Raw genomic sequence first — 24,551 nt, forward strand, 5'->3', positions numbered from 1 at the left:
CCGGCCCGACCGCCCCTGGCCCGCTGACACCGGCGCGGCCCCTGGCCCGCCCGCGTGCAACCCAGAACGACAAATCCAGGCCGGGCGCCCAGGCGCCGGCCGCCGAAAGGATGGCCCCGTCAATGATCCACTCTTCCAGCTCTCGACTGCTCGCCGCCGACGCCCCGCGGGAATCCCGCGGCGGCAGGATCCGCAACGCCTTCGCCGTCGGCCGGACGCGCTGGGGCATGCTCGCCCTGGTGTTCTTCGCCACCACCCTGAACTACATCGATCGCGCCGCCCTCGGCGTGATGCAGCCGATCCTGGCCGAGAAGATGAGCTGGACGGCGATGGACTACGCCAACATCAACTTCTGGTTCCAGGTCGGCTACGCCATCGGCTTCATCCTCCAGGGCCGCTTCATCGACAAGGTCGGGGTCAAGCGCGCGTTCTTCCTCGCCGTGCTGCTCTGGAGCCTGGCCACCGGCGCCCACGGCCTGGCGACCTCGGCGGCGGGCTTCATGGTCTGTCGCTTCATCCTCGGCCTGACCGAGGCGGCCAACTACCCGGCCTGCGTGAAGACCACCCGCCTGTGGTTCCCCGCCGGGGAACGGGCGGTGGCCACCGGCATCTTCAACGCCGGCACCAATGTCGGCGCGATGGTCACCCCGGCCCTGTTGCCGCTGATCCTCAGCGTCTGGGGCTGGCAGGCGGCGTTCCTCTGCATGTCGGCGCTGGGCCTGGTCTGGCTGGTGTTCTGGTGGCGCAACTACTACAACCCCGAGGAGCATCCGCGGGTGAAGCAGAGCGAGCTGGAATACATCCAGCAGCAGGAGGAGCCGCCCGCCACCCGCGTGCCCTTCTCGCAGATTCTCCGCCGCCGCGGCACCTGGGCCTTCGCCCTGGCCTACTCGATCACCGCGCCGGTGTTCTGGTTCTACCTCTACTGGCTGCCGCCGTTCCTCAACCAGCAGTACGGCCTGGGCATCAGCGTGACGCAGATGGGTATCCCGCTGATCCTGATCTGGTTGACCGCCGACTTCGGCAGCGTCGGCGGCGGCATCCTTTCGTCCTGGCTGATCGGCCGCGGCATGCCGGCGATCCGCGCGCGCCTGCTGTCGATGCTGCTGTTCGCCTGCACCATCGTCGGCGTGGTGTTCGCCGCCAACGCCAGCGGCCTGTGGATCGCCGTGCTGGCCATCGCCCTGGCGGTCGGCGCACACCAGGCGTGGACGGCGAACATCTGGAGCCTGGTGATGGACTACACGCCCAAGCACCTGATGAGCACGGTGTTCGGCTTCGGCGGCATGTGCGCGGCGCTGGGCGGGATGTTCATGACCCAGATCGTCGGCGGCGTACTGACCGCGACGAACAACAACTACGCGGTGCTTTTCACCATGATCCCGGCGATGTACTTCATCGCCCTGACCTGGCTGTACTTCATGGCCCCGCGCCGGATCGAAGCCTGAGTCCAAGCGCCCGGCGCTCGCCGGGCGCCTCCCTGCCTAGAGAACAAGAACGAAGGGACACTCCCATGTCGCACCCGAGCCACGTCCGCGCGCTCTGCGCTTCCCTCTGCCTGGGCGCCGGCCTGCCAGTCCATGCCGGGCACGTCCATGCCGGGCAAGGTTTCCTCGAAGATGCCAAGGCCAGCCTCACCGCGCGCAATTTCCACCTGCACCGCAACTTCGTCGGCGATGCCAGCCAGGGCAAGGCCGAGGAGTGGACGCAGAGCTTCATCCTCGACGCCCGCTCCGGCTTCACCCAGGGCAGCGTCGGCTTCGGCCTCGATGTCCTCGGCCTCTACAGCCTGAAGCTGGATGGCGGCAAGGGAACGGCCGGCACCCAACTGCTGCCGATTCACGACGACGGCCGCCCGGCCGACGACTTCGGACGCCTGGCGGTGGCCGGCAAGCTGCGCGTGTCGAACAGCGAACTGAAGATCGGCGAATGGATGCCGGTGCTGCCGATCCTCCGCTCCGACGATGGCCGCTCGCTGCCGCAGACCTTCCGTGGCGGCCAGCTCAGCGCCAACGAGATCGCCGGCCTGACCCTCTACGCCGGCCAGTTCCGCGGCAACAGCCCGCGCAACGACGCAAGCATGCAGGACATGTCGCTGTTCGGCCGGCCAGCCGCCACTTCCGACCGCTTCGATTTCGCCGGCGGCGAATATCGCTTCAATGGCGAACGCACCCTGCTCGGCCTGTGGAACGCCGAGCTGAAGGACATCTACCGCCAACAGTACCTGCAACTGCAACACAGCCAGCCGCTCGGCGACTGGCTGCTGGGCGCCAACCTCGGCGGCTTCCGTGGCCGCGACGCTGGCAGCGCGCGCGCCGGCAAGCTCGATAACCGCACCGTTTCCGCGCTGTTCTCCGCGCGCTACGGGCTGCATACCCTCTATCTCGGCCTGCAGAAGGTCAGTGGCGACGACGGCTGGATGCGGGTCAACGGCACCAGCGGCGGAACCCTGGCCAACGACAGCTACAACGCCAGCTACGACAATCCCGGCGAGCGCTCCTGGCAACTGCGCTACGACTTCGACTTCGTTGGCCTCGGCCTACCCGGCCTGACCTTCATGACCCGCTACCTGCATGGCGACCATGTGCGCCTGGCCGGAGTCACCGACGACGGCAGCGAATGGGGACGCGAGAGCGAGCTGGGCTACACGCTGCAGAGCGGCGCCTTCAAGCGTCTCAACGTCCGCTGGCGCAACTCCAGCCAGCGCCGCGACTGGGGCAGCAATACCCGCTTCGACGAGAACCGGCTGATCGTCAGCTATCCGCTGAGCCTGTTGTGAAGCCTACGCGCCGACCCCGTTGCGTTCAGCGACCACGGCGCCAGGCGACCACCAGGCCGCTGGCGCAGATGACGAGGATGCCGAGCAGCGCCCAGGCGTCCGGCACGTGGCCGAACACCAGCAGGCCGAGCAGGCCGGCGAAGATGATCTGGCCATAGCTGAACGGCGCCAGGGTCGCCGGCGGCGCATGGCGGAAGGCCTGGGTCAGCAGCAGGTGGCCGCCCATGCCGCAACCGCCCAGGGCGATCATCATCAGGCCGTGGAGAAGACTTGGGGTCTGCCAGAAGAACGGCACCAGCAGGCTCATGATGAGCGTGTTGAAGATGCCGGCGAGGAAGTTGCTGGTGGTCGGGCTGTCGCTGTTGGCGAGCATCCGCGTGAGCAGCTGGTAGAGCCCGAAGCACAGCGCCGAGCCGAGCGGGAACAACGCCGCCGGGGTGAACAGCGCGCCACCGGGACGCACGATGAAGAGCACGCCGATGAAGCCGGTGAGCACCGCCAGCCATTGACCGAGGCTGACCTTCTCCTTCAGCAACGGCACGGATAACGCGGTCACCAGCAGCGGCGCCAGGAAGTTCACCGCGGTCGCCTCGGCCAAGGGCAGGTAGCGCAGGCCGGTGGTGAAGAACAGGCTGGTGCCGATCAGGCACAGCGCCCGCGCCAACTGCATGAGCGGACGGCGGGTGCGGATCACCGCGAGGCCGTTGCGCGGCACGAACACGGCGACCATCAGCAGGGTGTGCACCAGGTAGCGGGCCCAGACCACCATGACGATCGGGTAGAAACCGGAAAGGAACTTGGACAACCCGTCGTGGCTGGCGAACAGGAACACCGCGGCACAGATCAGCAGGATGCCGCGCAGGGTCTGGTCGCTGGCGGGCAGCGGGGAGGTGGATGCGTTCATCGGAGGGTCCGGGCACCAGGGCAAATCGATAGCAGGCTATTTATTCTGACGGTACCCGCCATCGAGGAAAGAAACGATCGGCTTCAACGTTTGGAAACTATAGAACCCCGTTCCATTATGCAAACGGGCAACCTGCCTGCGCGGTGGCGCTACAGGCGGGCGAGCAGCGCCCGGGTCCGCTCGATCGCCAGCCGCGCCCGTTCCGTGCCATCCACGCCGCGCGCGAGCAAATCCAGCGCGGGCACCTCCAGGCTCAGCGGCAGGTTCTCCGGCAGGGCGCGCAGCAGCGCCAGCAGATCGAGCCCGCCATCGCCAGGGAAACGCCGTTCCTCGCGGGCCTGGCGAAGGATTTCGTCCATCGACGTCGGACGCGGCCCGACGACATCGCAGAGTTGCGCGTAGCCCAGGCGCGCAGGCGGGATCGCCCGCAGGTCTTCCAGGCTGCTGGCCGAGCGGTCGAAATGGAAGGCGTCCAGCAACAGGCCGGCGTTGTCCCGCGCCGCCGCCTCGACCACCCGCGCGGCCTGCCGCAGGTCGCGGATCCCGGTCCAGGGCATGAACTCCAGGTGCGGGTCGAGGCCGAGCGGCCGCGCCAGGTCGCACAACGCGGCGAAATTGTCCGCGCTGCGCCGCTCGTCGTCATCGTTGCCGGCCACCAGCACATAGCGCGCGCCGAACTCGGCGCCGACCTCCAGCACCGCGGCGAACTCGCCGACGCGGGTGTCCGGACGCAGGCGCAGGATCTCCACGTCCAGCGTGCGCACTCCGCTGTCGCGCAGCCGCGCCAGGGTCCGCCGGCGCAGGCCGGCATCGGCCAGCAGCGGATAGTGGTGCTCTTCCACGGTGGCCGGCACCAGGCGCAGGCCGACATGACTGTAGCCGGCGCGGGCGGCAGCCTCGACCATGTCCGGGGGCGACAGCTCGAGCACGGTGAGCGCCGCCAGGGAAAGAATCCTCGATTCCATGCACTACCTCATCGTCAGCGGTTCAGAAACTGGCCGGCGCGCAGGCCCGGCCACTGCGCGCAGCCTCGCGAACCGCCTCGACCAGCGCCAGGGTGCGAGCGGCGTCGGTGGCATCCATCAATGGCGCTTCCTCGCCCCGCGCGACCCGGACGAAGTGCTCTAGCTGGCGTTGCAGGGGATCGCCTGCAGCCACGGCCTCCTCGCTGGCCGCCAGCGGGTCGTGCCAGCCCTGCCGGGCCTCGGCGTAGCGCCAGCGGCGGAGCTGGGGCAGGCTCAGGGCACCCTCGGTGCCGGCCAGCAGGTAGCAGGGTTGCTCGGCCTGGCGCGGATAGACCGGGTTCTCCCCGGCGGCCAGCTCCCAGCTCCAGGGCGCCGCCGCAGCGTCGCAACCGGTCAGGCTGCCCAGGGCGCCATTGGCGAAGCGCAGGAGCAGCGCGACGTTGTCTTCGTTGGGCAGGCCACGGATAGCGTTGCCGGCCAGCGCCTGCACCTCCCGCACTTCCCCGCACAGGTGGCGGAGCAGGTCGAGGTCATGGATCAGGTTGGTCAGCAACATTCCCGCGCCGGGCTCGCGACGCCAGGCCACCTCGAAATAACTGTCGGGCTTCTTCAACTGCCAGAGCGCGGTGACCGACAGCAACCGACCGAGCGCGCCCTCGGCGATCAATTGGCGCGCCCGCACGACCAGCGGATTGTGCCGACGATGGTGACCGACCAGCAGCGGAACGCCAGATCGCCGGACGACGGCCACCAGCTCGCTCACTTCGTCGAGCTGCACGCCGACCGGTTTTTCCAGCAGCAGCGGCACCCCGGCGGCGAGGCAGTCGAGGGCGGTGGCGACATGCAGGTTGTTCGGATTGGCGACGATCGCCGCTTGCGGCCGGGCTTCTTCCAGTAACCTCCGATGATCGCCGAACCAGGGCACGCCGGCGTCCGCGGCGAACGCCTGGCCCTGGGGATCGGCCACCGCACACAGGCGCGCGCCGGCGATTCGCTGCAAGCGATGGTAATGCTGGCGGCCCATGTTGCCGGCGCCGATGAGGGCGATGCGAAGCGGTGCGTCCAAGGCGGTCCCCAATCGTTGTTTTCTTGTTCGTCTCTGGATTCCAGAACGTCGTTCCAGATTTAACGAAGGAGATTATTTGAACGAGGAGTTGGCCCCGCGCAAGAGCGCTTCGAGACGGCAGCGCCGCCAGGACCTCCATGGAAGTGCGGAAAGGCCCGCTGCATGCGGGCTCCGTGGCAGGCAAGAAAGCGTTCGCTATTCGAACGCCGATGTCGGGAAAGGACTGGGGCCGGGCCGGATGGCTCAGCGGAACAGCTCGGACGCCTGGCTGGCGTGGGAGAGGTCCTGCGCCGCGGCCAGGAGCAGGGGCGCCAGTTCGTGCATGCGCGCCTCGCCGAAGCGTGCGCTCGGCCCGGCCACGCTGAGCACGCCGAGAGCCCGTCCGTCCTCGGGGTGGCGCACCAGTGCGGCCATTGCCGCCATGCCCGGCGCCGAGCATTCGATCTGCCAGGCATAGCCGTGCTCGCGGGCGCGCTTCAGGTAACGCAGCAGCTCGCTCCTGGAGCGCGGCGCGTTGGGACCGAAGTCCCGCGCCGCCCCTACGCCCTGGCGCTCCACCAGCGCCAGCGCCGCCTTGTCACTCAGGCTGGCCAGCCAGGCGTGCCCGGATGCGGTGTAGAACAGCGGCGCCTCGCGCCCCATGTCGGGGTCGTAGCGTAGCCCGGAGGTGGCGCCCTGGGACTTGGCGATCCAGGTCTGGCGATCGCCTTCGATCACCCCCAGGCGCACCAGTTCGCCGGTCTCCCGGGCGAGCCCGTCGAGCACCGGCTGGACCAGATCGACCACCCCGCTGGACGCGAGGAAGCGGAAGCCCAGCGCGGCCAGGCGGGTGCTGAGGCGGTAGCGGCTGGTGTCGTCGTCCTGGCGCACGTAGCCGAGCCGGATCAGCTCGGCGAGCATGCGGTGCGCGGCGCTCTTGGGGATATCCAGGCGGTCCGCCAGTTGTTGCAGGGGCAGGCCGCGGGCATCGCTGGCGAGGAGTTCGAGCAAGCCGAGGGCGCGTTCGATGAGGCTACCGGCCATGGAAGGACGTTCCTGAGTCGAGGGAAGGCAGGATTCTAGAATCTGGTTCCGGATTTTCACAGCCTGGCGAAGGTCGAGATTTCACAGGGTTCCGTTCGATCAGCGAACCGATAAACGATTATCGGATTGCCACTCCCCATGGCCCTCCGTAATGTGTCTGCACCCCGGCAGGCCGAGCGCCTCCGCTACAAAAACAACAGGGGAATCCCGACATGCCGCAGCACGCCTTGCCTTCCGCCGCCTGCACCTGAGCCACGCGTCCGACCCTCGTCCCACGCCCTCACTCTCGCCGCGGAACCCGTCCCATGAACAGCCCCAGCCTGCCCGCCGTCGAACGACTCGACGTGCAAGCCTTCATCAATGCCCAGCCGCTTTCGCCGTACCAATGGCGGATCGTCCTGCTGTGCTTCCTGATCGTCTTCCTCGATGGCCTCGACACCGCCGCGATGGGCTTCATCGCGCCGGCGCTGACCCAGGACTGGGGCATCGACCGCGCCAGCCTCGGTCCGGTAATGAGCGCCGCGCTGATCGGCATGGTCTTCGGCGCCCTCGGCTCCGGACCGCTGGCCGACCGCTACGGACGCAAGCTGGTATTGGTCGCGGCGGTCTTCCTCTTCGGCCTGTTCAGCCTGGCCTCGGCCTACAGCACCAACGTCGAGCAACTGCTGGCGCTGCGCTTCCTCACCGGCCTCGGCCTCGGCGCGGCGATGCCCAACGCCACCACCCTGCTTTCCGAATACACCCCCGAGCGCCTCAAGTCGCTGTTGGTGACCAGCATGTTCTGTGGCTTCAACCTGGGCATGGCCTGCGGCGGATTCGTCTCGGCGAAGCTGATCCCGCTGTTCGGCTGGCACAGCCTGCTGCTGCTCGGCGGCCTGCTACCGCTGGTCCTGGCGGTAGTCCTGCTGTTCCGCCTGCCGGAATCGGCGCGCTACCTGGTGGTCCGCAACCGCGGCAGCGAGCGGGTACGCCAGGTGCTGGCCCCCATCGCCCCGGCGCAGGTGGCGCTGGCACGGAGTTTCCACGTCCCCGAGCAGCAGACGGTGCAGGCTCGCAACGTGTTCGCGGTGATCTTTTCCGGTACCTACAGCGCCGGCACCCTGCTGCTCTGGCTGACCTACTTCATGGGCCTGGTGATCGTCTACCTGCTCACCAGCTGGCTGCCGACCCTGATGCGCGATAGCGGGGCGAGCCTGGAGCAGGCGGCGTTCATCGGCGCGCTGTTCCAGTTCGGCGGGGTGCTCAGCGCCGTAGCGGTGGGCTGGGCGATGGATCGCTTCAACCCGCACAAGGTGATCGGCCTGTTCTACCTGCTGGCGGGGGTGTTCGCCTGGTGCGTCGGCCAGAGCCTCGGCCAGGTCACCCTGCTGGCGACCCTGGTGCTGCTGGCCGGCATGTGCATCAACGGCGCGCAGTCGGCGATGCCGTCGCTGGCGGCGCGCTTCTATCCGACCCAGGGGCGGGCCACGGGGGTCTCCTGGATGCTCGGTATCGGCCGCTTCGGCGCCATCCTCGGCGCCTGGATCGGCGCCACCTTGCTGGGCCTGGGCTGGAACTTCGAACAGGTGCTGACCGCCCTGGTGCTGCCGGCTGCACTGGCCACCGCCGCGGTGCTGCTGAAGGGGTTGGTCAGTCACGCGGATGCGGGGTGAAACTGCCCCATCGCGTAGGACGCATAACCGCTTGCGGTTATCCGCCGCCGGGCTTCGGTGTATCGGCGGATAACGCCGGTGGCGTTATTCGCCCTACCCCAGGGGTGGGCATCGCGTAGGGCGCATAACCGCTTGCGGTTATCCGCCGTCCGGTTTCGGTGTATCGGCGGATAACGCCGGTGGCGTTATTCGCCCCACCCCAGGGCTGCGACATCGCGTAGGGCGCATAACCGCTTGCGGTTATCCGCCGCCGGGCTTCGGTGTATCGGCGGATAACGCCGGTGGCGTTATTCGCCCTACCCCAGGGGTGGGCATCGCGTAGGGCGCATAACCGCTCGCGGTTATCCGCCGCCGGGCGTCGGTGTATCGGCGGATAACGCCGGTGGCGTTATCCGCCCCACCCCAGGGTTGGCGGCATCGCGTAGGGCGGCGGCGCATCGCCTCAGAAGGTGAATTCCATGTTCAACGTCGGCGTCGAGGTTCGGCTGCCGGTGCCGCCGTCGACGCCGAACTTGTTGTGCCAATACTCGTAGCCGACGCCGAGCCACAGGTTCGGCTGGCGCTTGTCGCCTGGCAGGGCGGCGACCATCAGGGCGGTGCGGACCAGGGTTTCCGCCGCGGTGTCCTTGTCGTTGTAGTCCTCGCCCTTCTCTCCCACGTAGTTGACGAAGCCCTGGAACTTCGCCGCACGGTTGCCGACCTTGAACGGCCGCATCCAGGTCAGGTTGAGCATGTAGGTGGTGTCGAAGGTGTGGTTGGGATGGCGCGCGCCGGGCACGCCGAAGTGGTTCTTCTCGCGGTAGTAGAGCAGGCTCAGGTCGAGCACGCCGGGACCGTTGAACTTGAGGGTCGGGCCGAACACCAGGGCGCGCTTCTTGGCCGAAGCCAGGTTGTTGTTGCGGCTGGCGTCGAAGCCCAGGGTGAAGGCGTAGTCCTTGACCAGGCCGGTGCCCAGCGGCCGGTCGAACACCCGCGAGGCGTAGAGCTGGTGGCGGTAGACCGCATAGACCTCGCTGCCACCGTGGTCGGTGCCCTTGCGCGGGTCGCGGCTGTCGGAAAGGAACACATCGAGATTGAAGAAATTGCTGCCGTAGCGATAGCCGTCGGCGTGGGTGAAGCTGTAGATGCGCTTGGCGAACTTGTCCGGGTTGTTCGGGTTGGTGAATTGCTGGCCGTAGCGGAAACCGACGCTGTTGCTCATCCATTCCAGCGCCATGCTCTCCCCGGCGCCGACGAGCGCGATCAGGGCGGCGGCGCCCTGCATCATCTTCTTCATGCTGTGTGTCCTGCTGGTTGCTTGTTGTTCTTGTGGCGACTCAGCCCCCGGTTTCGCGCCGGGGTCGCGGGGCAGTATCGGCACTTCGCCGCGCTGACCAAAGAACAGAATATCGAACATACCGATGCCGAAACGGCATCAGCGAACGAGCAAGCTCGGGCAAGCCGTCTGGCATCGGCGCGAGCGCCGCTCAGGCCTCGTTCAGGCGCGCTTCCTCGCGCTCGCGCAGGCGCACTTCCTCGGCGATCTGCCGGGCCAGGGCGTCCACCGCCACCGGCAGGTAGCGGCCGGTGCGCACGTAGAGGCCGAGGTCGCTGTGGATGCCGCCATTGTCTTTCAGCGGCAGGAAGCGCAGCTCGCCCTGGGCGATGTCGGCCTCGATCCCCAGGCGGGTCTGGAAGGCGACGCCGAGCCCGCGCCGCGCCAGTTGTCGCGACAGCTCCAGGGAGCTGCTCTCCAGCACCGCCCGGCGCGGTTCGCGCAAACGGCGCTGGAGCGGCGCCAGCAGGTGATGGATGGACAGCTCGCTCTTGGCCATGATCAGGCCATGTTCGACGCAATCGGCGAAGGCGATGGCCTGGTGTCGCGCCAACGGGTGCTGCGGGGAGACGATGGCACCGAGGCGGAAATGGCCGACGCTGACCTGTTGCAGGTCGGCGCTGCGCGGCAGGGCGAAGGCCAGGCCGAGGTCGACCGCGCCGCTGCTCACCGCCTCGGGTATCGCCTGGGAACCGAGTAGGGTGACGCCGACGGTGATGTCCGGGTAGCGTTCGCGCATCGCCTTGAGCACGCAGGGCAGCAGATCGCTGGTCACCGCCTCGATGGTGGCGATCTCCACATGGCCGGTGCGCAGGCCTTGCAGCGCGTCCAGTTCGGAACGCACGCGCTCCATGTCCTGCAGGACCACGGTGACGTGGCGCGCGAAGATCTCCCCGGCTCCGGTCAGGCGCAGGCCGCCGGGCAGGCGGTCGAACAGCGGCGCGCCGATCTCGTCCTCCAGCTTGAGGATCTGCCGGTTCACCGCCGACGAGGCGACGTTCAGGCGTCGCGCGGCTTCGCGGATCGAATGGCAGCGGCGCACCATGTCGAAGTAGTGGATCGCGGGCGCGTGGATATGCAGCTTGCGGCTCATGGCGGACCGAAGGGATGACGGAGCTGTCGACCTTCCGGGAAACGCCGGCGAATGGCAAGGGGAAGCGCCGCCTCGGCGGATAACGCCTGCGACGCCATTCGCCCTACCGATAGCCCCGCCCGGCGGCCTACCGGGACGCCTGCTGCGACTCCACGCCAAGCTCGTCCCACACCGATTCGGCCAGGTGGAAGGTCGCGTTGGCCGCGGGAATGCCGCAGTAGATGGCGCTCTGCATGATCACTTCCTTGATCTCGTCGCGGCTCACCCCGTTGTTCTTCGCCGCGCGCAGATGCAGCTTGAGTTCCTCGTTGCGGTTCATGCCGATCAGCATGGCGATGGTGACCAGGCTGCGGGTGTGTCGCGGCAGCCCCGGACGGGTCCAGATGTCGCCCCAGGCGTGGCGGGTGATCATCTCCTGGAACTCTTCGTTGAACGGCGTCAGGTTGGCCAGGCTGCGCTCGACATGGGCGTCGCCGAGCACCGCGCGGCGCACTTGCATGCCGGCTTCGTAGCGTTGTTTCTCGTCCATCGGCGGCTCCTCAGGCGGACAGCAGGAAATCGACCAGGTGGCGGCTGAAGGCGTCGCCCGCTTCGACGTTGGACAGGTGCGCGGCGGCGAACTCGACCAACTGCGCGTCGGCGATGCGCGCCTGCATGAAGCGGGCGTTGTCCGGAGTGGTCACGGCATCGTGGCTGCCGGCGACGATCAGCGTCGGCGCCTGGACCAGCCCGAGCTGCTCGCGGAAGTCGGCGTCGCGTACCGCAGCGCAGTTGGCCGCGTAGCCCTGCGGCGAGGTGGCCGCGAGCATCGCGACGATGCGCTCGACCTGCGCCGGTTCGCGCTCGGCGAAGCCCGCGGTGAACCAGCGCGCCACCGAGGCGTCGCGCAGGTCGCGCATGGCCTGCTCGCCGCCTTTCAGGACGGTATCGATGCGGGTGTTCCAGACCTCGTCGCTGGCGATCTTCGCCGCAGTATTGCACAGCACCAGCCGGCCGAGCCGCTCGCCGGCGTGGATGCCCAGCCACTGACCGATCAGGCCGCCCATGGATAGCCCGCAGAAATGCACGCGCGGCAGGTCGAGGGCATCGAGCAGGGCAAGCACGTCGGCGCCGAGCTGGCCGATGGCGTACGGTCCGGGGGTGACCAGCGAGGCGCCGTGGCCGCGGGTGTCGTAGCGCAGCACGCGGAAGTGGGCGGTGAGTGCGGGGATCTGCGTGTCCCACATGCCCAGGTCGGTGCCCAGCGAGTTTGACAACAGCAGGACCGGCGCGCCGGCCGGTCCTTCCAGGGAGTAGTTCAGGTCGCCGTCGGCGAGGCGTACGGTTGGCACGAAGGGATCTCCAGTCAGGCGGGATGGGGGGCGAAGCCCAGGGCATGGTGTTCGGCGAGCGCGCGCTCGACCCAGGCGCGGGCCTGGCCGAGGTAATGGGCGGGATCGAGCAGGCGGTCCAGTTCGTCGCCGGACAACTCGGCGCTCACTCGCGCCTCTTCGCCGAGCACCGCGCGCAACTCGCGGCGCTGCTCGACGGCGCGGCGGCAGCACTGTTCCACCAGGTGATGCGCGGCTTCGCGGCCGATACGGCGGGCCAGGGCGATGCTCACCGCCTCGGCGAGCACCAGGCCGTGGGTCAGGCCAAGGTTGCGGCGCATCCGCTGGGCGTCCACCTCCAGGCCTTCGAGCAGGCCGATCGCCTGTTGCAGCGCGCCGGAAACCAGGCAACAGAGTTCCGGCAGGGTTTCCCACTCGGCGTGCCAGAGACCGAGACTGCGCTCGTGTTCCTGCGGCATCGCCGCGAACAGGGTCGAGACCAGCCCCGGCGCACGGGTGGCGGCGGCGATCAGCACCGCGCTGCTCACCGGGTTGCGCTTGTGCGGCATGGTCGAGGAACCGCCGCGCCCGGCGCCGGCCGGCTCGAAGACCTCGCCGGCCTCGGTCTGCATCAGCAGGCTGACATCGCGACCGAACTTGCCGAGGCTACCGGCCACCAGGCCGAGCACGCTGGCGAACTCCACCAGGCGGTCACGCTGGGTGTGCCAGGGTTGTTCGGGCAAAGCCAGGCCCAGCTCCTCGGCCAGCGCCGCGGCCACCGGCAGGGCCTGTTCGCCGAGCGCGGCGAGCGTCCCCGAGGCGCCGCCGAATTGCAGCACCAGCAGGCGCGGGCGCAACTCGCGCAGGCGCTGGCGGTGCCGGGTCAAGGCGCCGAGCAGGCCGGCGAGCTTCATGCCCAGGGTCACCGGGGTGGCGTGCTGCAACCAGGTGCGCCCGGCCAGCGGCGTGTCGGCATGCCGTTCGGCCTGGTCCGCCAGGACCTCGGCAAGACGTTGCAGATCCTGCTCGAGCAAGGCCAGCGCACGGCGCAGTTGCAGCACCAGGCCGCTGTCCATGGCGTCCTGGCTGGTGGCGCCGAGATGCACGTAGCGCTCGGCCTCGGCGTCGCCAGCCGCCACCTGGCGGCCCAGCGCCTTGACCAGCGGGATCGCCGAGTTGCCGGCAGTGGCGACCGCCTCGGCCAGCGCCAGCGGGTCGTACAGTTCGGCGCGGCAGGCCGACTCGATCGGCGCCACCGCCGTCGCGGGAACCACCCCGGTGCGCGCCTCGGCGCGAGCCAGGGCGGCCTCGAAGTCGAGCATGCCTTGCAGGCGGCCGCGGTCGGAGAACACCGCGCGCATCGGCGCCGCCGTGAAATAGGCATCGAACAACTGGTTGGCGGGTACGTCGCTCATCGGTTTTCCTTTTCCCGGCCCGTCAGGGCTCGTCGTTCAGGTAGCTGACCTTGCGCAGGTCCGGCAGGCTCACGCAGACCAGCAGCGCCAGCAGGCACATGGCTGAAACATACCAGTAGAAGACGTTCTCCATCCCTACCGACTTCAGCCCCAGGGCGACGTACTCGGCCGAGCCGCCGAAGATCGCGTTGCCCACCGCGTAGGAGACCCCGACGCCGAGGGCGCGCACCTCCGGCGGGAACATCTCGGCCTTGATCAGGCCGCTGATGGAGGTGTACAGGCTGACGATGGCCAGCGCCAGGATGATCAGGAAGAAGGCCATGTAGGGACTGCTCACGGTCTTCAGCGCGAGCAGGATCGGCAGGGTGCAGAGCGTGCCCAGGGTGCCGAACCAGAGCATCGAGGTCTTGCGCCCGATGCGATCGGAAAGCATGCCGAACAGCGGTTGCATCAGCATGTACGCGAGCAGGGCGAAGGTCATCACCGCGCTGGCGGTCTTGGCGCTCATCCCGGCGGTGTTGACCAGGTACTTCTGCATGTAGGTGGTGAAGGTGTAGAAGATCAGCGAGCCGCCGGCGGTGAAGCCGAGCACGGTGAAGAAGGCCCGCTTGTGCTTGAACAGCTCGGCGAAGGTGCCGGACTCCTTGCGCTCCAGGGTCGACTTCGAAGCGGTCTCGTTCAGCGAGCGCCGCAGCCAGAGGGCGACCACCGCGGTGATCGCGCCGATCACGAAGGGAATCCGCCAGCCCCAGGCACGCAGTTCGTCTTCGCTCAGCACCTGCTGCAGGATCACCACCACCAGCACCGCCAGCAGCTGTCCGCCGATCAGGGTGACGTACTGGAACGAGGCGAAGAAACCGCGCTGGCCCTTGAGCGCCACCTCGCTCATGTAGGTCGCGCTGGTGCCGTACTCGCCGCCCACCGACAGGCCCTGGAACATCCGCGCCAGCAACAGCAGCGCCGGCGCCAGGGTGCCGATGCTGGCGTAGGTGGGCATGCAGGCGATCGCCAGGGAGCCGGCGCACATCATCACCACCGAGATCAGCATGGCGGTCTTGCGCCCGTGCTTGTCGGCGATGCGGCCGAACATCCAGCCGCCGATGGGGCGCATGAGGAAGCCGGCGGCGAAGACCCCGGCGGTGTTCAGCAACTGCACCGTGGGGTTGTCGGAGGGGAAGAAGGCCGGTGCGAAGTAGATCGCGCAGAAGGCGTAGACGTAGAAGTCGAACCATTCCACGAGGTTGCCGGAGGAGGCGCCGACGATGGCGAAGATGCGCTTGCGGCGTTCTTCGTTGCTGTACTGGTGAACAGGGGCAGTCATGCTGTTGTTCTCTCGACAGGGTCCGTTTCATCCTGACCGTGCGACGGAGCGTCCTGTTCCGCTGCACACGCGCCGCGCCGCCGCCGAAACATGGGCAGCGCCGCGCGACGCGCGCTCTTGATACCGGGCGGGCGACCCGGTTGTGCCAGTCAGACCCGCTCGATGGCCAGCGCCAGGCCTTGGCCGACGCCTACGCACATGGTCGCCAGGCCGCGCCGGCCGCCGCTCTTCTCAAGTTGATGGAGCGCGGTGAGGACCAGCCGCGCACCGCTCATCCCCAGCGGGTGGCCGAGGGCGATGGCACCGCCGTTCGGGTTGACCTTCTCACTGTCGTCGGCCACGCCCAGTTCGCGCAGGCAGGCCAGGCCCTGGCTGGCGAAGGCTTCGTTGAGTTCGATCACGTCGAAGGCGTCGATCGCCAGGTCCAGGCGCCGCAGCAGCTTGCGCACCGCCGGCACCGGGCCGATGCCCATGATCCGCGGGGCGACGCCGGCGCTGGCCATGCCCAGCACCCGCGCGCGCGGAGTCAGGCCGTGCTTCTCCACTGCCTCGGCGGAGGCCAGGACCAGCGCGGCGGCGCCGTCGTTGACCCCGGACGCGTTGCCAGCGGTGACGGTCTTCTCCGGCCCGTTGACCGGCTTGAGCCGGGCCAGCGCCTCCAGGGTGGTGTCGGGACGCGGATGCTCGTCGTACTCGACCAGGGTGTCGCCCTTGCGCCCGCGAATCGTCACCGGGACGATTTCCTCGGCGAAGAAACCGGCCGCCTGCGCCCTGCCGGCGCGCTGCTGGCTGCGCAGGGCGAAGGCATCCTGGTCGGCACGCGACACGCGATAGTCGTCGGCGACGTTGTCGGCGGTCTGCGGCATCGGGTCGATGCCGTACTGCTCCTTCATCAGCGGATTGACGAAGCGCCAGCCGATGGTGGTGTCCTCGATCTTCTGGCCGCGCCCGAAGGCGCTATCGGCCTTGCCCATCACGTACGGCGCGCGCGACATCGACTCGACGCCGCCGGCGATGGCCAGCTCCATCTCGCCGCAGGCGATGGCGCGGAACGCCGTGCCGATGGCGTCCATCCCCGAGGCGCAGAGGCGGTTGAGGGTGACGCCGGGCACGCTCTCCGGCAAACCGGCGAGCAGCAGCGCCATGCGCGCCACGTTACGGTTGTCCTCGCCGGCCTGGTTGGCGCAGCCGAGGAACACCTCGTCCAGCGCCGACCAGTCGACCCCCGGGTTGCGCTCGACCAGGGCCTTCAGCGGCACCGCCGCGAGGTCGTCGGCGCGCACCGCGGAAAGACTGCCGCCGAAACGGCCGATCGGTGTGCGCACGGCATCGCAGATGAATACCTCGCGGCTCATTCGTCGCTCCCCTTCTGTCCATGGGCGGCCGCGGTGCGCGCCTCGAGGTCGCGCAGCGCGGCGAGTTCGACCTCGCTCGGCGCGGGCGTCTCGGCGACCCGCTCGGCGAAGCGGATCGCCCAGCCGGTGGCCTCGACCACCTGCTCGCGGGTCACGCCCGGATGCAGCGAAGTGACCACGAACTCGTTGCTGCCGGCTTCCGGCTCCATGATGCACAGGTCGGTGATGATCGCCACCGGCCCCTTGCCCGGCAGGCCGAGGCGCTGGCGCGAGTCGCCGCCCTCGCCATGGCCGACCGAGGTGACGAAGGCCAGCTTGTCGACGAAGGTGCGGTGCGACTGCTTGAGGATGATCAGCACTTCCTTGGCGCTGCCGGCGATTTCCGGCGCGCCGCCGGCTCCCGGCAGGCGCACCTTGGGCTCGCGGTAGTCGCCGATCACGGTGGTGTTGATGTTGCCGAAGCGGTCGACCTGGGCCGCGCCGAGGAAGCCGACGTCGATCCGTCCGCCCTGCAGCCAGTAGCGGAAGATCTCGCCGGTGGGAACCACGGTATCGGCGGTCTCGGCCAACTCGCCGTCGCCGATGGACAGTGGCAGGACGCTGGGCTTGGCGCCGATCGGGCCGGACTCGTAGATCAGCACGACGTCCGGCGAGGAAGTCAGGCGCGCCAGGTTGGCGGCCTTCGACGGCAGGCCGATGCCGACGAAGCACACCGCGCCGTTGTGCAGGCGGCGGGCGGCGGCCACGGTCATCATCTCGTTGGTGCTGTAGCTGCTCATCGCTTGCCCTCCGCGAGCTTGGCCTGGAAGGCGCCGAAATCCTCGGTCCCCCGGATGTATTCGTCGATCCACGCGGTGAAGCTTTCGCGGTCGCGGGCGATCGGGTCCCAGTCCTGGTAGAAGCGGTTGTCGCGTTCGTAGTAGCCGTGGGCATAGGACGGATGCGCGCCGCCGGGCACCAGGCACACGGCGCTGAGCGCCCAGCTCGGCAGGACGCAGGCGTTCATCGGGGCGTCCAGTTCGTCGACGATCTCCTCGACGGTGACGATGCAGCGCTTCGCCGCCAGGGCCGCTTCCTTCTGCACGCCGAGGATGCCCCAGAGCAGCACGTTGCCCTTGCGGTCGGCCTTCTGCGCGTGGATCACGCTGACGTCCGGACGCACCGAGGGCACCGCCGCCAGCACTTCGCCGGTGAACGGGCAGGTGACGCTGCGGATCAGCGGGTTGACCTTCGGCAGGTCGGAGCCGGCGTAGGCGCGCAGCACCGCGAAGGGCAGCCCGGAGGCGCCGGCGACATAGGCGTTGGCGAGGTCGGCGTGGCTGTGTTCCTCGATCTCCAGCGGTTGCGGCCAGCCCTTCTCCACCGCGTCGCGCAGGCGGTGCAGCGAACCGACACCGGGGTTGCCGCCCCAGGAGAACACCAGCTTCTTCGCGCAGCCTGCACCGATCAGCAGGTCGTAGACCAGGTCGGGAGTCATGCGGATCAGCGTCAGGTCTTTCCTGCCCTGGCGGATCAGCTCGTGGCCGGCGGCCGTCGGGATCAGGTGAGTGAAGCCTTCGAGGGCGACGCTGTCGCCATCGTGGACGAAGCGTCGCACCGCTTCGCGCAGGGAGAGGATTTCAGCCATCGGTCGGGTCTCGTCTTGTTGTGCGCTGCCTGGACGGCACGTGACGAGAACCTTACGCCGGGGTCCGAGGGCTCACAATCCGATAATCGATTAACAGTTCGATAATCGAACAGAACGTTAGCAAGCATCCGATCGACCGAAGCCGTCGCCTCATTCGTCGCTGTGGATCACCACCAGCAACTCCGCCTGGGTCTCCCCCAGGGAGCGGATGCGGTGCGGCTTCTGTGCGTTGAAATGCAGAGCGTCGCCGCGCTCGAGGATGATCCGCTGGTTCATGAAGTCGACCTCGACCTGACCCTCATGGACGAAGATGAACTCTTCACCGAGGTGCTCCTTGAACGTCGAGTGACTGAAATCGCGCGGCGGGTGGACGATGAACGGCAACAGCGCGCGGGCGCCGATCTGCTGCGCGAGGGAGGCGTAGGCCGGGCCGTCGTCGCCGCTGGACAGCGACTTGCGCTGGTCGCGACGAACGATGCTGTAGCCGTCGACACCGTCGCTTTCCTCGGAGAACAGCTCCTCCACCTGCACGTTCAACGCCTTCGCCAGCTTCAGCGCGGCGGCAATGGACGGCGTGTTCAGCCCGCGCTCGACCTTGGACAGGTAGCTCTTGGTCAGGCCGGTCTTGTCGGCCAGGGTCTCCAGCGTGACCCCGAGTTTTTTTCTCAGCAATTTCAAGCGCATGGACATTGAGGACAGCCTTCTCCCGATGGCGATGAAACTTTTCTCTTGCTAATGACACTTTGTGTCATATAACTTGATCCGTGTCATTTACAGCCGGGTCGTTGCGTGGCGCGCAACTGCCTGGCGTTTCCCCCGACTCGCTCCGTCAAAGGAACCTCGCATGGCTACGACACTGGAATTACCCAAGGATCAACTGATCCAGCACGCGCTGAAGCAGATGAAAAGCAGCCTCGGCGATAATACGTGGACTGACCGGCAAAAGCTGGCCCTGACCTGCCGGATTCTCTTCGAGGCCGGCCACGACTCCGGGCTCGCCGGGCAGATCACCTCGCGCGGCCCGGAGGCGGGGACCTACTACACCCAGCAACTGGGCCTGGGCTTCGACGAGATCAGCGCCGGCAACCTGCTGCTGGTCGACGAAGACCTCAACGTCCTCCACGGGCACGGCATGGCGAATCCGGCCAATCGCTTCCACAGCTGGGTCTACCGCGCCCGCCCGGACGTCAACTGCATCATCCACACCCACCCGCTGCACATCGCCGCGCTGTCGACCCTGGAAGTACCGCTGCAGGTCTCGCACATGGACCTTTGCCCGCTATACGACGACTGCGCCTTCCTCAAGGACTGGCCGGGCGTGCCGGTAGGCAACGAGGAAGGCGAGATCATCTCCGCCGCCCTCGGCGACAAGCGCGCCATCCTGCTTTCCCACCACGGCCTGCTGGCCACCGGTGCGAGCATCGAGGAGGCCTGCGTGATCGCGGTGCTGCTCGAGCGCGCGGCGAAGATGCAGTTGCTGGCGATGGCCGCCGGGGAGATCAAGCCGATCCCGCCGGCCCTGGCGCGCGAGGCCCACGACTGGATCTCCACCCCGAAGCGCCACGGCGCCGCATTCAACTACTACGCCCGGCGCTGCCTGCCGCGCAACAGCGACTGCCTGAGCTGAACGACCTTTCCCACCAGGTCCGTCCTGGCATTTCCCACTCAATGTCACGGGTACATCCAATGTCCGCATCCATCCACGGCATCATCGGCTACACCATCACCCCCTTCGCCGCCGGCGGCGGTCTCGACCTGCCGGCCCTCGGCCGCTCCATCGAGCGCCTGATCGACGGCGGCGTGCACGCCATCGCCCCGCTCGGCAGCACCGGCGAAGGCGCCTACCTGAGCGACCCGGAATGGGACGAGGTGGTCGACTTCACCCTGAAGACCGTCGCCCATCGGGTGCCGACCATCGTCAGCGTCTCCGACCTGACCACCGCCAAGACCGTGCGCCGCGCGCAGTTCGCCGAATCCCTCGGCGCCGAGGCGGTGATGGTCCTGCCGATCTCCTACTGGAAACTCAACGAGGCGGAAGTGTTCCAGCACTACCGCGCGGTGGGCGAAGCCATCGGCGTGCCGGTGATGCTCTACAACAACCCGGGCACCAGCGGCATCGACATGTCGGTGGAACTGATCCTGCGCATCGTCCGCGAAGTGGACAACGTGACCATGGTCAAGGAGAGCACCGGCGACATCCAGCGCATGCACAAGCTGCGCCTGCTCGGCGAAGGCCGGGTGCCCTTCTACAACGGCTGCAACCCGCTGGCGCTGGAGGCCTTCGTGGCCGGCGCGAAAGGCTGGTGCAGCGCCGCGCCGAACCTGATCCCGACGCTCAACGGCCAGCTCTACCAGGCGGTGCTCGACGGCGACCTGGAGAAGGCCCGCGCGCTGTTCTACCGGCAGTTGCCGCTGCTCGACTTCATCCTCCGCCGGGGCCTGCCGACCACCATCAAGGCCGGCCTGGGCCTCTCCGGCCTGGAGGTGGGGGCGCCGCGCCTTCCGGTGCAGGCGCTGGATACCGAGGGCTGTCGGTATCTGCAGGGGTTGTTGGAAGAGCTGCGCTGATCACCCCGTCAGCGCTTTGACCCGACGGGCCCGGACGACTTGGGGCCCGTCGTTTTTTTTGCCGACGCGCAGCGCGTTCAGCGCGCCGCCCAGGCATTGAAACGCTGTTCCAGCTCCTCGCCGTGGTCCACCCAGAACTCGGCATCCACCGCCCGCGCGCCTTCGAGGTTGGCCGGCGCGGTCGGCAGCGCCTCCTGCACCGTCTTCGGCAGCAACGCCAGGGTGCCCTTGTGTACCGGCCCGTAGGGGATCTGCTCGGAGAACACCTTCTGCGTCTGCGGCTGGCTGGCGAAGGCGATGAATTTCTCCGCCAGCGCCTTGTTCGGCGTGCCCTTCACCACCGCCCAGTACTCCGGATCGTAGAGACTGCCGGGCCAGACGATGGCCAGTTTCACCCCCTCCTTCTGCGCAGCGGCGATGCGCCCGTTGTAGGCCGCGCTCATCACCACGTCGCCGGCCGCCAGCCATTGCGGCGGCTGGGCGCCGGCCTCCCACCACTGGATGTTCGGCTTGAGCTGGTCGAGCTTGGCGAAGGCGCGGCCGACCCCCTCCGGGGTGGCGAGTACCTTGTAGAGGTCCTCCGCCTTCACCCCGTCGGCCAGCAACGCCACTTCCAGGGTGTACTTGGCGCCCTTGCGCAGGCCACGCTTGCCGGGGAACTCGCGGACGTTCCAGAAATCCGCCCAGGACTGCGGCGCCCTGGCCAGCTTCGTCGAGTCGTAGGCCATCACCATCGACCAGACGTAGGTGGCCACCCCGCACTCGCTGAAAGTGCCCGGGACGAACTGCGCGGGGTCGCCGAAGCGCGCCGGATCGAGGCGTTCGAACAGCCCCTCGTCGCAGCCGCGGAGCAGTTCGGGGCTCTCCACCTCGACCACGTCCCAGCTGACCTTGCCGACGTCGACCATGGCCTTCACCTTGGCCATTTCGCCGTTGTATTCGCCGGCGACCACCTGCCCGCCGCCGCTTCGCTCGAAGGGTTTGAAATAGGCCTGTTCCTGGGCGGCCTTGGTCGCGCCGCCGAAGGAGATCACCGTCAGGCTCTGGCTCTGCGCCTGGGCCGCCGCGGCGAACGCCAGGCCGAACAGGGACAACCGGGAAAACACGTGTGCGCACTGGTGCAAGGACTTGTACATGGAACACTCCCACAGCCGATTGGCATTGTTGTGATGTTGCTGAGGCAGTTGCCGGCCAGAGGCCGAAACGGTTCCGCGCGCGGTCGCCAGGCGCCGCGTCGTCGTTATGGGGGGACGCTCCGTGTCGCAGGCGACCCGGCCGAGGCCGGGCCACCGGGGCGCGTCAGAGCACGCCGATCTCGCGCGCGGTGCGATCCACCGCGATACGGGTCTTGTCGATCAGTTCGTCGATCTCGGCACGCCCGGCCACCAGCGCCGGGGCCATGATCATGCGGCCGAGGGTGGAGCGGATGATCACGCCCTCCTCGAAGCCGATGGTGCGGCAGCGCCAGGCCAGATCGTTCTCGTTGGCGAAGCGCTTGCGGGTCGCCTTGTCCTCGGCGAACTGCAGCGCGGCGACGAAGCCGGCGCCCTGGACCTCGCCGACCAGCGGATGGTCGCCGAAGACCTCGCGCAGGCAGCGTTGCAGGTAGGGACCGGTCTCCTCCCTGACCCGCGTGACCACGCCCTCGTCGCGCAGCGCCTTGAGGTTGGCGATGGCCACCGCCGCCGCCACCGGGTGGCCGGAATAGGTCAGGCCGTGGGCGAACACCCCGCCCTGCTCCACCAGCACCTCGGCGATGCGCTTGCCGAGTACCAGGCCGCCCATGGGGATGTAGCCGGACGTCAGGCCCTTGGCGATGGACAGGGTGTCCGGCTGGAAGCCGAAGTGTTCGTGGGCGAACCATTCGCCGGTGCGGCCGAAGCCGCCGATCACTTCGTCGGCGCACAGCAGCACGTCGTACTGCCGGCAGATGCGCTGGATCTCCGGCCAATAGCTTTGCGGCGGGAAGATCATGCCGCCGGCGCCCTGGAAGGGCTCGGCGACGAAGGCGGCGACGTTCTCCGCGCCCAGCTCGAGGATCTTCTCCTCCAGTTGCAGCGCCGCGCGGCGACCGAACTCGGCCGGGCTCAGCTCGCCGCCGTTGGCGTACCAGTAGGGTTCGTCGATGTGGGCGAAGTCCGGCAGCATGCCGCCCATCTCGTGCATGAACTTCATCCCGCCGAGCGCGGTGCTGCCCAGGGTCGAGCCGTGGTAGCCGTTCCAGCGGCCGATCATGATCTTCTTCTGCGGCTTGCCGAGGATCTGCCAGTAGCGCCGCACGGTACGGATCAGCACCTCGTTGGCCTCGGAGCCGGAGTTGGTGTAGATCGCGTGGCTGTAGTGGTCCGGCAGCAGGCTGAAGAGCATCTCGGAAAGCTCCACCACCGCCGGGTGGGTGGTGTGGAAGAACATGTTGTAGTACGGCAGTTGTTCCAGCTGGCGGCTGGCGGCGGCGGCGAGGTCCTGGCGGCCGTAGCCGAGGTTGGTGCACCAGAGGCCGGACATGCCGTCCAGGTAGCGCTTGCCGTCGTTGTCCCAGAGCTGCAGGCCATCGCCGCGGACCATCACCCGCGGGCCTTCGCGGTTCAGCGCCTTCTGGTCGAGGAAGGCGTGGATGTGGTGCGCGGCGTCCAGTTGCTGGTAGTCGCGGGTGTCGCGCTGCGGGTTGAGCTGAGCGGTCATCGTCTGTGTTCTCCTTGTTCCCTTGGCGCGTCAGGCCGAAGGGGATTGCAGGGGATCGAGGGCGACGGACTTGCCCTGGGCAGTCTCACCGGCCGTCTCGAGCGGTTCGGGTACGAAGAGGGGCTTGCGCATCACGCCCTTGATCCACACCACCGCCACCAGCGAGACCACGCCGAGCACCACGCCGGCGCTGGCGAAGATCCGTCCGGTCATTTCCGGGGTCGGCGAGACGTGGACCACCGCGTAGATCATCCCGGCGATGCCGAACAGTTGCGGCAGCGGGTAGAACGGCGTGCGGAACGGACGGGCGATGTGCGGATAGCGACGGCGCAGGGCCAGCACGTCGACGTGGGCGATGATGTAGGCCAGCAGCCAGGCCAGCGCGGCGGCGAGCAGCAGCAGGTTGATCGAGTCCGGGTCCTGACCGAGGATCAGGATCGGCAGGCCGGTGATCGCGGCGACGAACAGCACCGCCACCCAGGGCGTGCGCGCCCGCCGGCTGAGCTGCTTGAATTGCGGGAAGGCCTGGCCGTTCTGCGCCATCCCGTAGAGCATCCGCGGGATCGCCGCCAGCGACGAGTTGAGGGTGCTGCAGGTGGCGGTGATCGCGGCGATCACCAGGAACAGCTGGCCGTACTCGCCGAACACGCGGTTGGCGAAGAGGAAGTGTGGCAGCGGGTCGCCGGCCAGTTCCGCCTGCGGGATGCACAGCAGCGCACCGAAGCAGTAGAGGGCGATGGTCAGGAAGATGATGCTCAGGCCGAGGATCATCGAACGCGGGATGTTGCGCTCCGGACGCCGCGTCTCCTCCACCAGCGGGCAGACGAACTCGGCGCCGACGAAGCCCCACACGGCCATCGCGGTGAGCGCCAGGGCGCTTACCCCGAGCGGGTTCCAGCCGCTCGCCAGGGCGGTCTGCGCGGAAGCGTGGTCGCTGCTCACCGCACCCAGGCCGAGCACCAGCAGGACGATCATCATCAGCAGCGCCAGGGCGCTCTGCAGGCGCGCGAAGATGTCGATGCCGAGCAGGTTGAGCAGGGTGAACAGGCCGAGCACGCCGTAGGCCACCAGCATCGGCGGCAGCGCGCCGGGGTAGACCTTGCCGATGATCAGGTCGAGCAGCAGCAGTTCCGCCGAGAGGGCGAACATCGCCACCACCACGTAGCCGGAAAAGGTCGCCAGGATCGCCGGGAAATGCCCGATGGCCACCTCGGTGTAGCTGCTCAGGCTACCGGCGCGGGGAATCATCAGGGCCAGCTCGGAAAAGGAAAAGGCGTAGCTCAGCGCCAGCAGGTAGGCCACTCCCAGCGGCACGATGAAGCCCAGGCCGGCCGTCCCGGCGCCTTGCAGCATCAGTACCATCACGCCCTGGGAAACCACCAGGCCGATGGCCACCGCCAGCAGCGGTCCCAGCCCGAGCACGCGGCGCAGGGCCGGCTCACGCACGTTCGGCGTGTCGTTCATTCGATCGTCCTC

General features: G+C 68.2%; 22 protein-coding genes. 5 read left to right on the top strand and 17 right to left on the bottom strand.

What is annotated here, in order from left to right; translation table 11 throughout:
* Positions 1–122: 122 nt before the first annotated feature.
* Both AC4OR5_RS00155 and AC4OR5_RS00160 read left to right on the top strand, forming a co-directional pair.
* Positions 123–1,448 carry an MFS transporter gene (locus AC4OR5_RS00155; protein WP_003118619.1) on the top strand — a complete coding sequence of 442 codons (1,326 nt, stop codon included), beginning with the start codon at positions 123–125 and terminating at the stop codon, positions 1,446–1,448.
* A gap of 65 nt (positions 1,449–1,513) precedes the next feature.
* The gene (locus AC4OR5_RS00160; RefSeq protein WP_023107574.1) at positions 1,514–2,779 is read left to right on the top strand and encodes an OprD family porin; all 1,266 of its coding nucleotides are present in this window, start codon (positions 1,514–1,516) and stop codon (positions 2,777–2,779) included.
* A 25-nt stretch (positions 2,780–2,804) separates the two neighbouring features.
* On the opposite strand, the gene AC4OR5_RS00165 is transcribed toward AC4OR5_RS00160, so the two are convergent.
* From AC4OR5_RS00165 to AC4OR5_RS00180, 4 genes are all read right to left on the bottom strand, one after another.
* Positions 2,805–3,683, bottom strand: coding sequence for a DMT family transporter (locus AC4OR5_RS00165; RefSeq protein WP_003121656.1), 879 nt, complete (start codon positions 3,681–3,683; stop codon positions 2,805–2,807).
* 149 nt (positions 3,684–3,832) lie between these two features.
* Complete coding sequence (locus tag AC4OR5_RS00170) at positions 3,833–4,648, bottom strand: sugar phosphate isomerase/epimerase family protein (RefSeq protein WP_003101868.1); 816 nt, start codon at positions 4,646–4,648, stop codon at positions 3,833–3,835.
* A gap of 22 nt (positions 4,649–4,670) precedes the next feature.
* Positions 4,671–5,714 (bottom strand): Gfo/Idh/MocA family protein, encoded by a 1,044-nt coding sequence (locus AC4OR5_RS00175; RefSeq protein WP_071536210.1) that lies wholly within the window; start codon positions 5,712–5,714, stop codon positions 4,671–4,673.
* Between the two features lie 243 nt (positions 5,715–5,957).
* Positions 5,958–6,737: an IclR family transcriptional regulator gene (locus tag AC4OR5_RS00180; RefSeq protein WP_003101874.1), complete on the bottom strand. Its 780-nt coding sequence runs from the start codon at positions 6,735–6,737 to the stop codon at positions 5,958–5,960.
* A 305-nt stretch (positions 6,738–7,042) separates the two neighbouring features.
* Here AC4OR5_RS00180 and pcaK point away from each other — a divergent pair, with 305 nt between their 5' ends.
* Positions 7,043–8,389 carry a 4-hydroxybenzoate transporter PcaK gene (gene pcaK, locus AC4OR5_RS00185; RefSeq protein ID WP_003101875.1) on the top strand — a complete coding sequence of 449 codons (1,347 nt, stop codon included), beginning with the start codon at positions 7,043–7,045 and terminating at the stop codon, positions 8,387–8,389.
* A 442-nt stretch (positions 8,390–8,831) separates the two neighbouring features.
* Here pcaK and AC4OR5_RS00190 read toward each other — a convergent pair whose 3' ends face one another.
* The 10 genes from AC4OR5_RS00190 to AC4OR5_RS00235 form a co-directional block, all read right to left on the bottom strand.
* Positions 8,832–9,665 (bottom strand): hypothetical protein, encoded by an 834-nt coding sequence (locus AC4OR5_RS00190; protein ID WP_058159910.1) that lies wholly within the window; start codon positions 9,663–9,665, stop codon positions 8,832–8,834.
* A 190-nt stretch (positions 9,666–9,855) separates the two neighbouring features.
* Complete coding sequence (locus tag AC4OR5_RS00195) at positions 9,856–10,797, bottom strand: LysR family transcriptional regulator (protein WP_003084073.1); 942 nt, start codon at positions 10,795–10,797, stop codon at positions 9,856–9,858.
* A 127-nt stretch (positions 10,798–10,924) separates the two neighbouring features.
* Positions 10,925–11,326, bottom strand: coding sequence for a 4-carboxymuconolactone decarboxylase (gene pcaC, locus AC4OR5_RS00200; protein WP_003084072.1), 402 nt, complete (start codon positions 11,324–11,326; stop codon positions 10,925–10,927).
* A 10-nt stretch (positions 11,327–11,336) separates the two neighbouring features.
* The gene (pcaD, locus tag AC4OR5_RS00205; RefSeq protein WP_058159909.1) at positions 11,337–12,128 is read right to left on the bottom strand and encodes a 3-oxoadipate enol-lactonase; all 792 of its coding nucleotides are present in this window, start codon (positions 12,126–12,128) and stop codon (positions 11,337–11,339) included.
* 14 nt (positions 12,129–12,142) lie between these two features.
* On the bottom strand, positions 12,143–13,522 hold the full coding sequence (locus AC4OR5_RS00210) for a 3-carboxy-cis,cis-muconate cycloisomerase (RefSeq protein ID WP_058159908.1): 1,380 nt from the start codon (positions 13,520–13,522) through the stop codon (positions 12,143–12,145).
* A gap of 22 nt (positions 13,523–13,544) precedes the next feature.
* Positions 13,545–14,843 (bottom strand): MFS family transporter, encoded by a 1,299-nt coding sequence (locus AC4OR5_RS00215; protein ID WP_034025777.1) that lies wholly within the window; start codon positions 14,841–14,843, stop codon positions 13,545–13,547.
* Between the two features lie 149 nt (positions 14,844–14,992).
* Entirely contained in the window at positions 14,993–16,198 is a 1,206-nt protein-coding gene (gene pcaF, locus AC4OR5_RS00220; RefSeq protein ID WP_003110233.1) for a 3-oxoadipyl-CoA thiolase, read from the bottom strand.
* Complete coding sequence (locus tag AC4OR5_RS00225) at positions 16,195–16,977, bottom strand: CoA-transferase subunit beta (protein ID WP_058159907.1); 783 nt, start codon at positions 16,975–16,977, stop codon at positions 16,195–16,197. The genes pcaF and AC4OR5_RS00225 overlap by 4 nt, the downstream gene beginning before the upstream one ends.
* On the bottom strand, positions 16,974–17,825 hold the full coding sequence (locus AC4OR5_RS00230; RefSeq protein WP_003084060.1) for a CoA transferase subunit A: 852 nt from the start codon (positions 17,823–17,825) through the stop codon (positions 16,974–16,976). The genes AC4OR5_RS00225 and AC4OR5_RS00230 overlap by 4 nt, the downstream gene beginning before the upstream one ends.
* A gap of 150 nt (positions 17,826–17,975) precedes the next feature.
* Positions 17,976–18,515 carry a helix-turn-helix domain-containing protein gene (locus tag AC4OR5_RS00235; RefSeq protein ID WP_003084057.1) on the bottom strand — a complete coding sequence of 180 codons (540 nt, stop codon included), beginning with the start codon at positions 18,513–18,515 and terminating at the stop codon, positions 17,976–17,978.
* A gap of 154 nt (positions 18,516–18,669) precedes the next feature.
* On the opposite strand from AC4OR5_RS00235, the gene AC4OR5_RS00240 reads away from it, so the two are divergent.
* The gene (locus AC4OR5_RS00240; protein WP_003084054.1) at positions 18,670–19,452 is read left to right on the top strand and encodes an aldolase; all 783 of its coding nucleotides are present in this window, start codon (positions 18,670–18,672) and stop codon (positions 19,450–19,452) included.
* A 59-nt stretch (positions 19,453–19,511) separates the two neighbouring features.
* Positions 19,512–20,393: a dihydrodipicolinate synthase family protein gene (locus tag AC4OR5_RS00245; RefSeq protein WP_023085728.1), complete on the top strand. Its 882-nt coding sequence runs from the start codon at positions 19,512–19,514 to the stop codon at positions 20,391–20,393.
* Between the two features lie 77 nt (positions 20,394–20,470).
* On the opposite strand, the gene AC4OR5_RS00250 is transcribed toward AC4OR5_RS00245, so the two are convergent.
* The 3 genes from AC4OR5_RS00250 to AC4OR5_RS00260 form a co-directional block, all read right to left on the bottom strand.
* Positions 20,471–21,529: an ABC transporter substrate-binding protein gene (locus AC4OR5_RS00250; protein ID WP_003084049.1), complete on the bottom strand. Its 1,059-nt coding sequence runs from the start codon at positions 21,527–21,529 to the stop codon at positions 20,471–20,473.
* A gap of 163 nt (positions 21,530–21,692) precedes the next feature.
* Positions 21,693–23,075, bottom strand: a complete 1,383-nt coding sequence (locus AC4OR5_RS00255; RefSeq protein ID WP_003101901.1) for an aspartate aminotransferase family protein — start codon at positions 23,073–23,075, stop codon at positions 21,693–21,695.
* Between the two features lie 30 nt (positions 23,076–23,105).
* Entirely contained in the window at positions 23,106–24,539 is a 1,434-nt protein-coding gene (locus tag AC4OR5_RS00260) for an APC family permease (protein ID WP_003084045.1), read from the bottom strand.
* Positions 24,540–24,551: the final 12 nt, after the last annotated feature.

This window comes from Pseudomonas sp. YA1 (assembly GCF_058680555.1).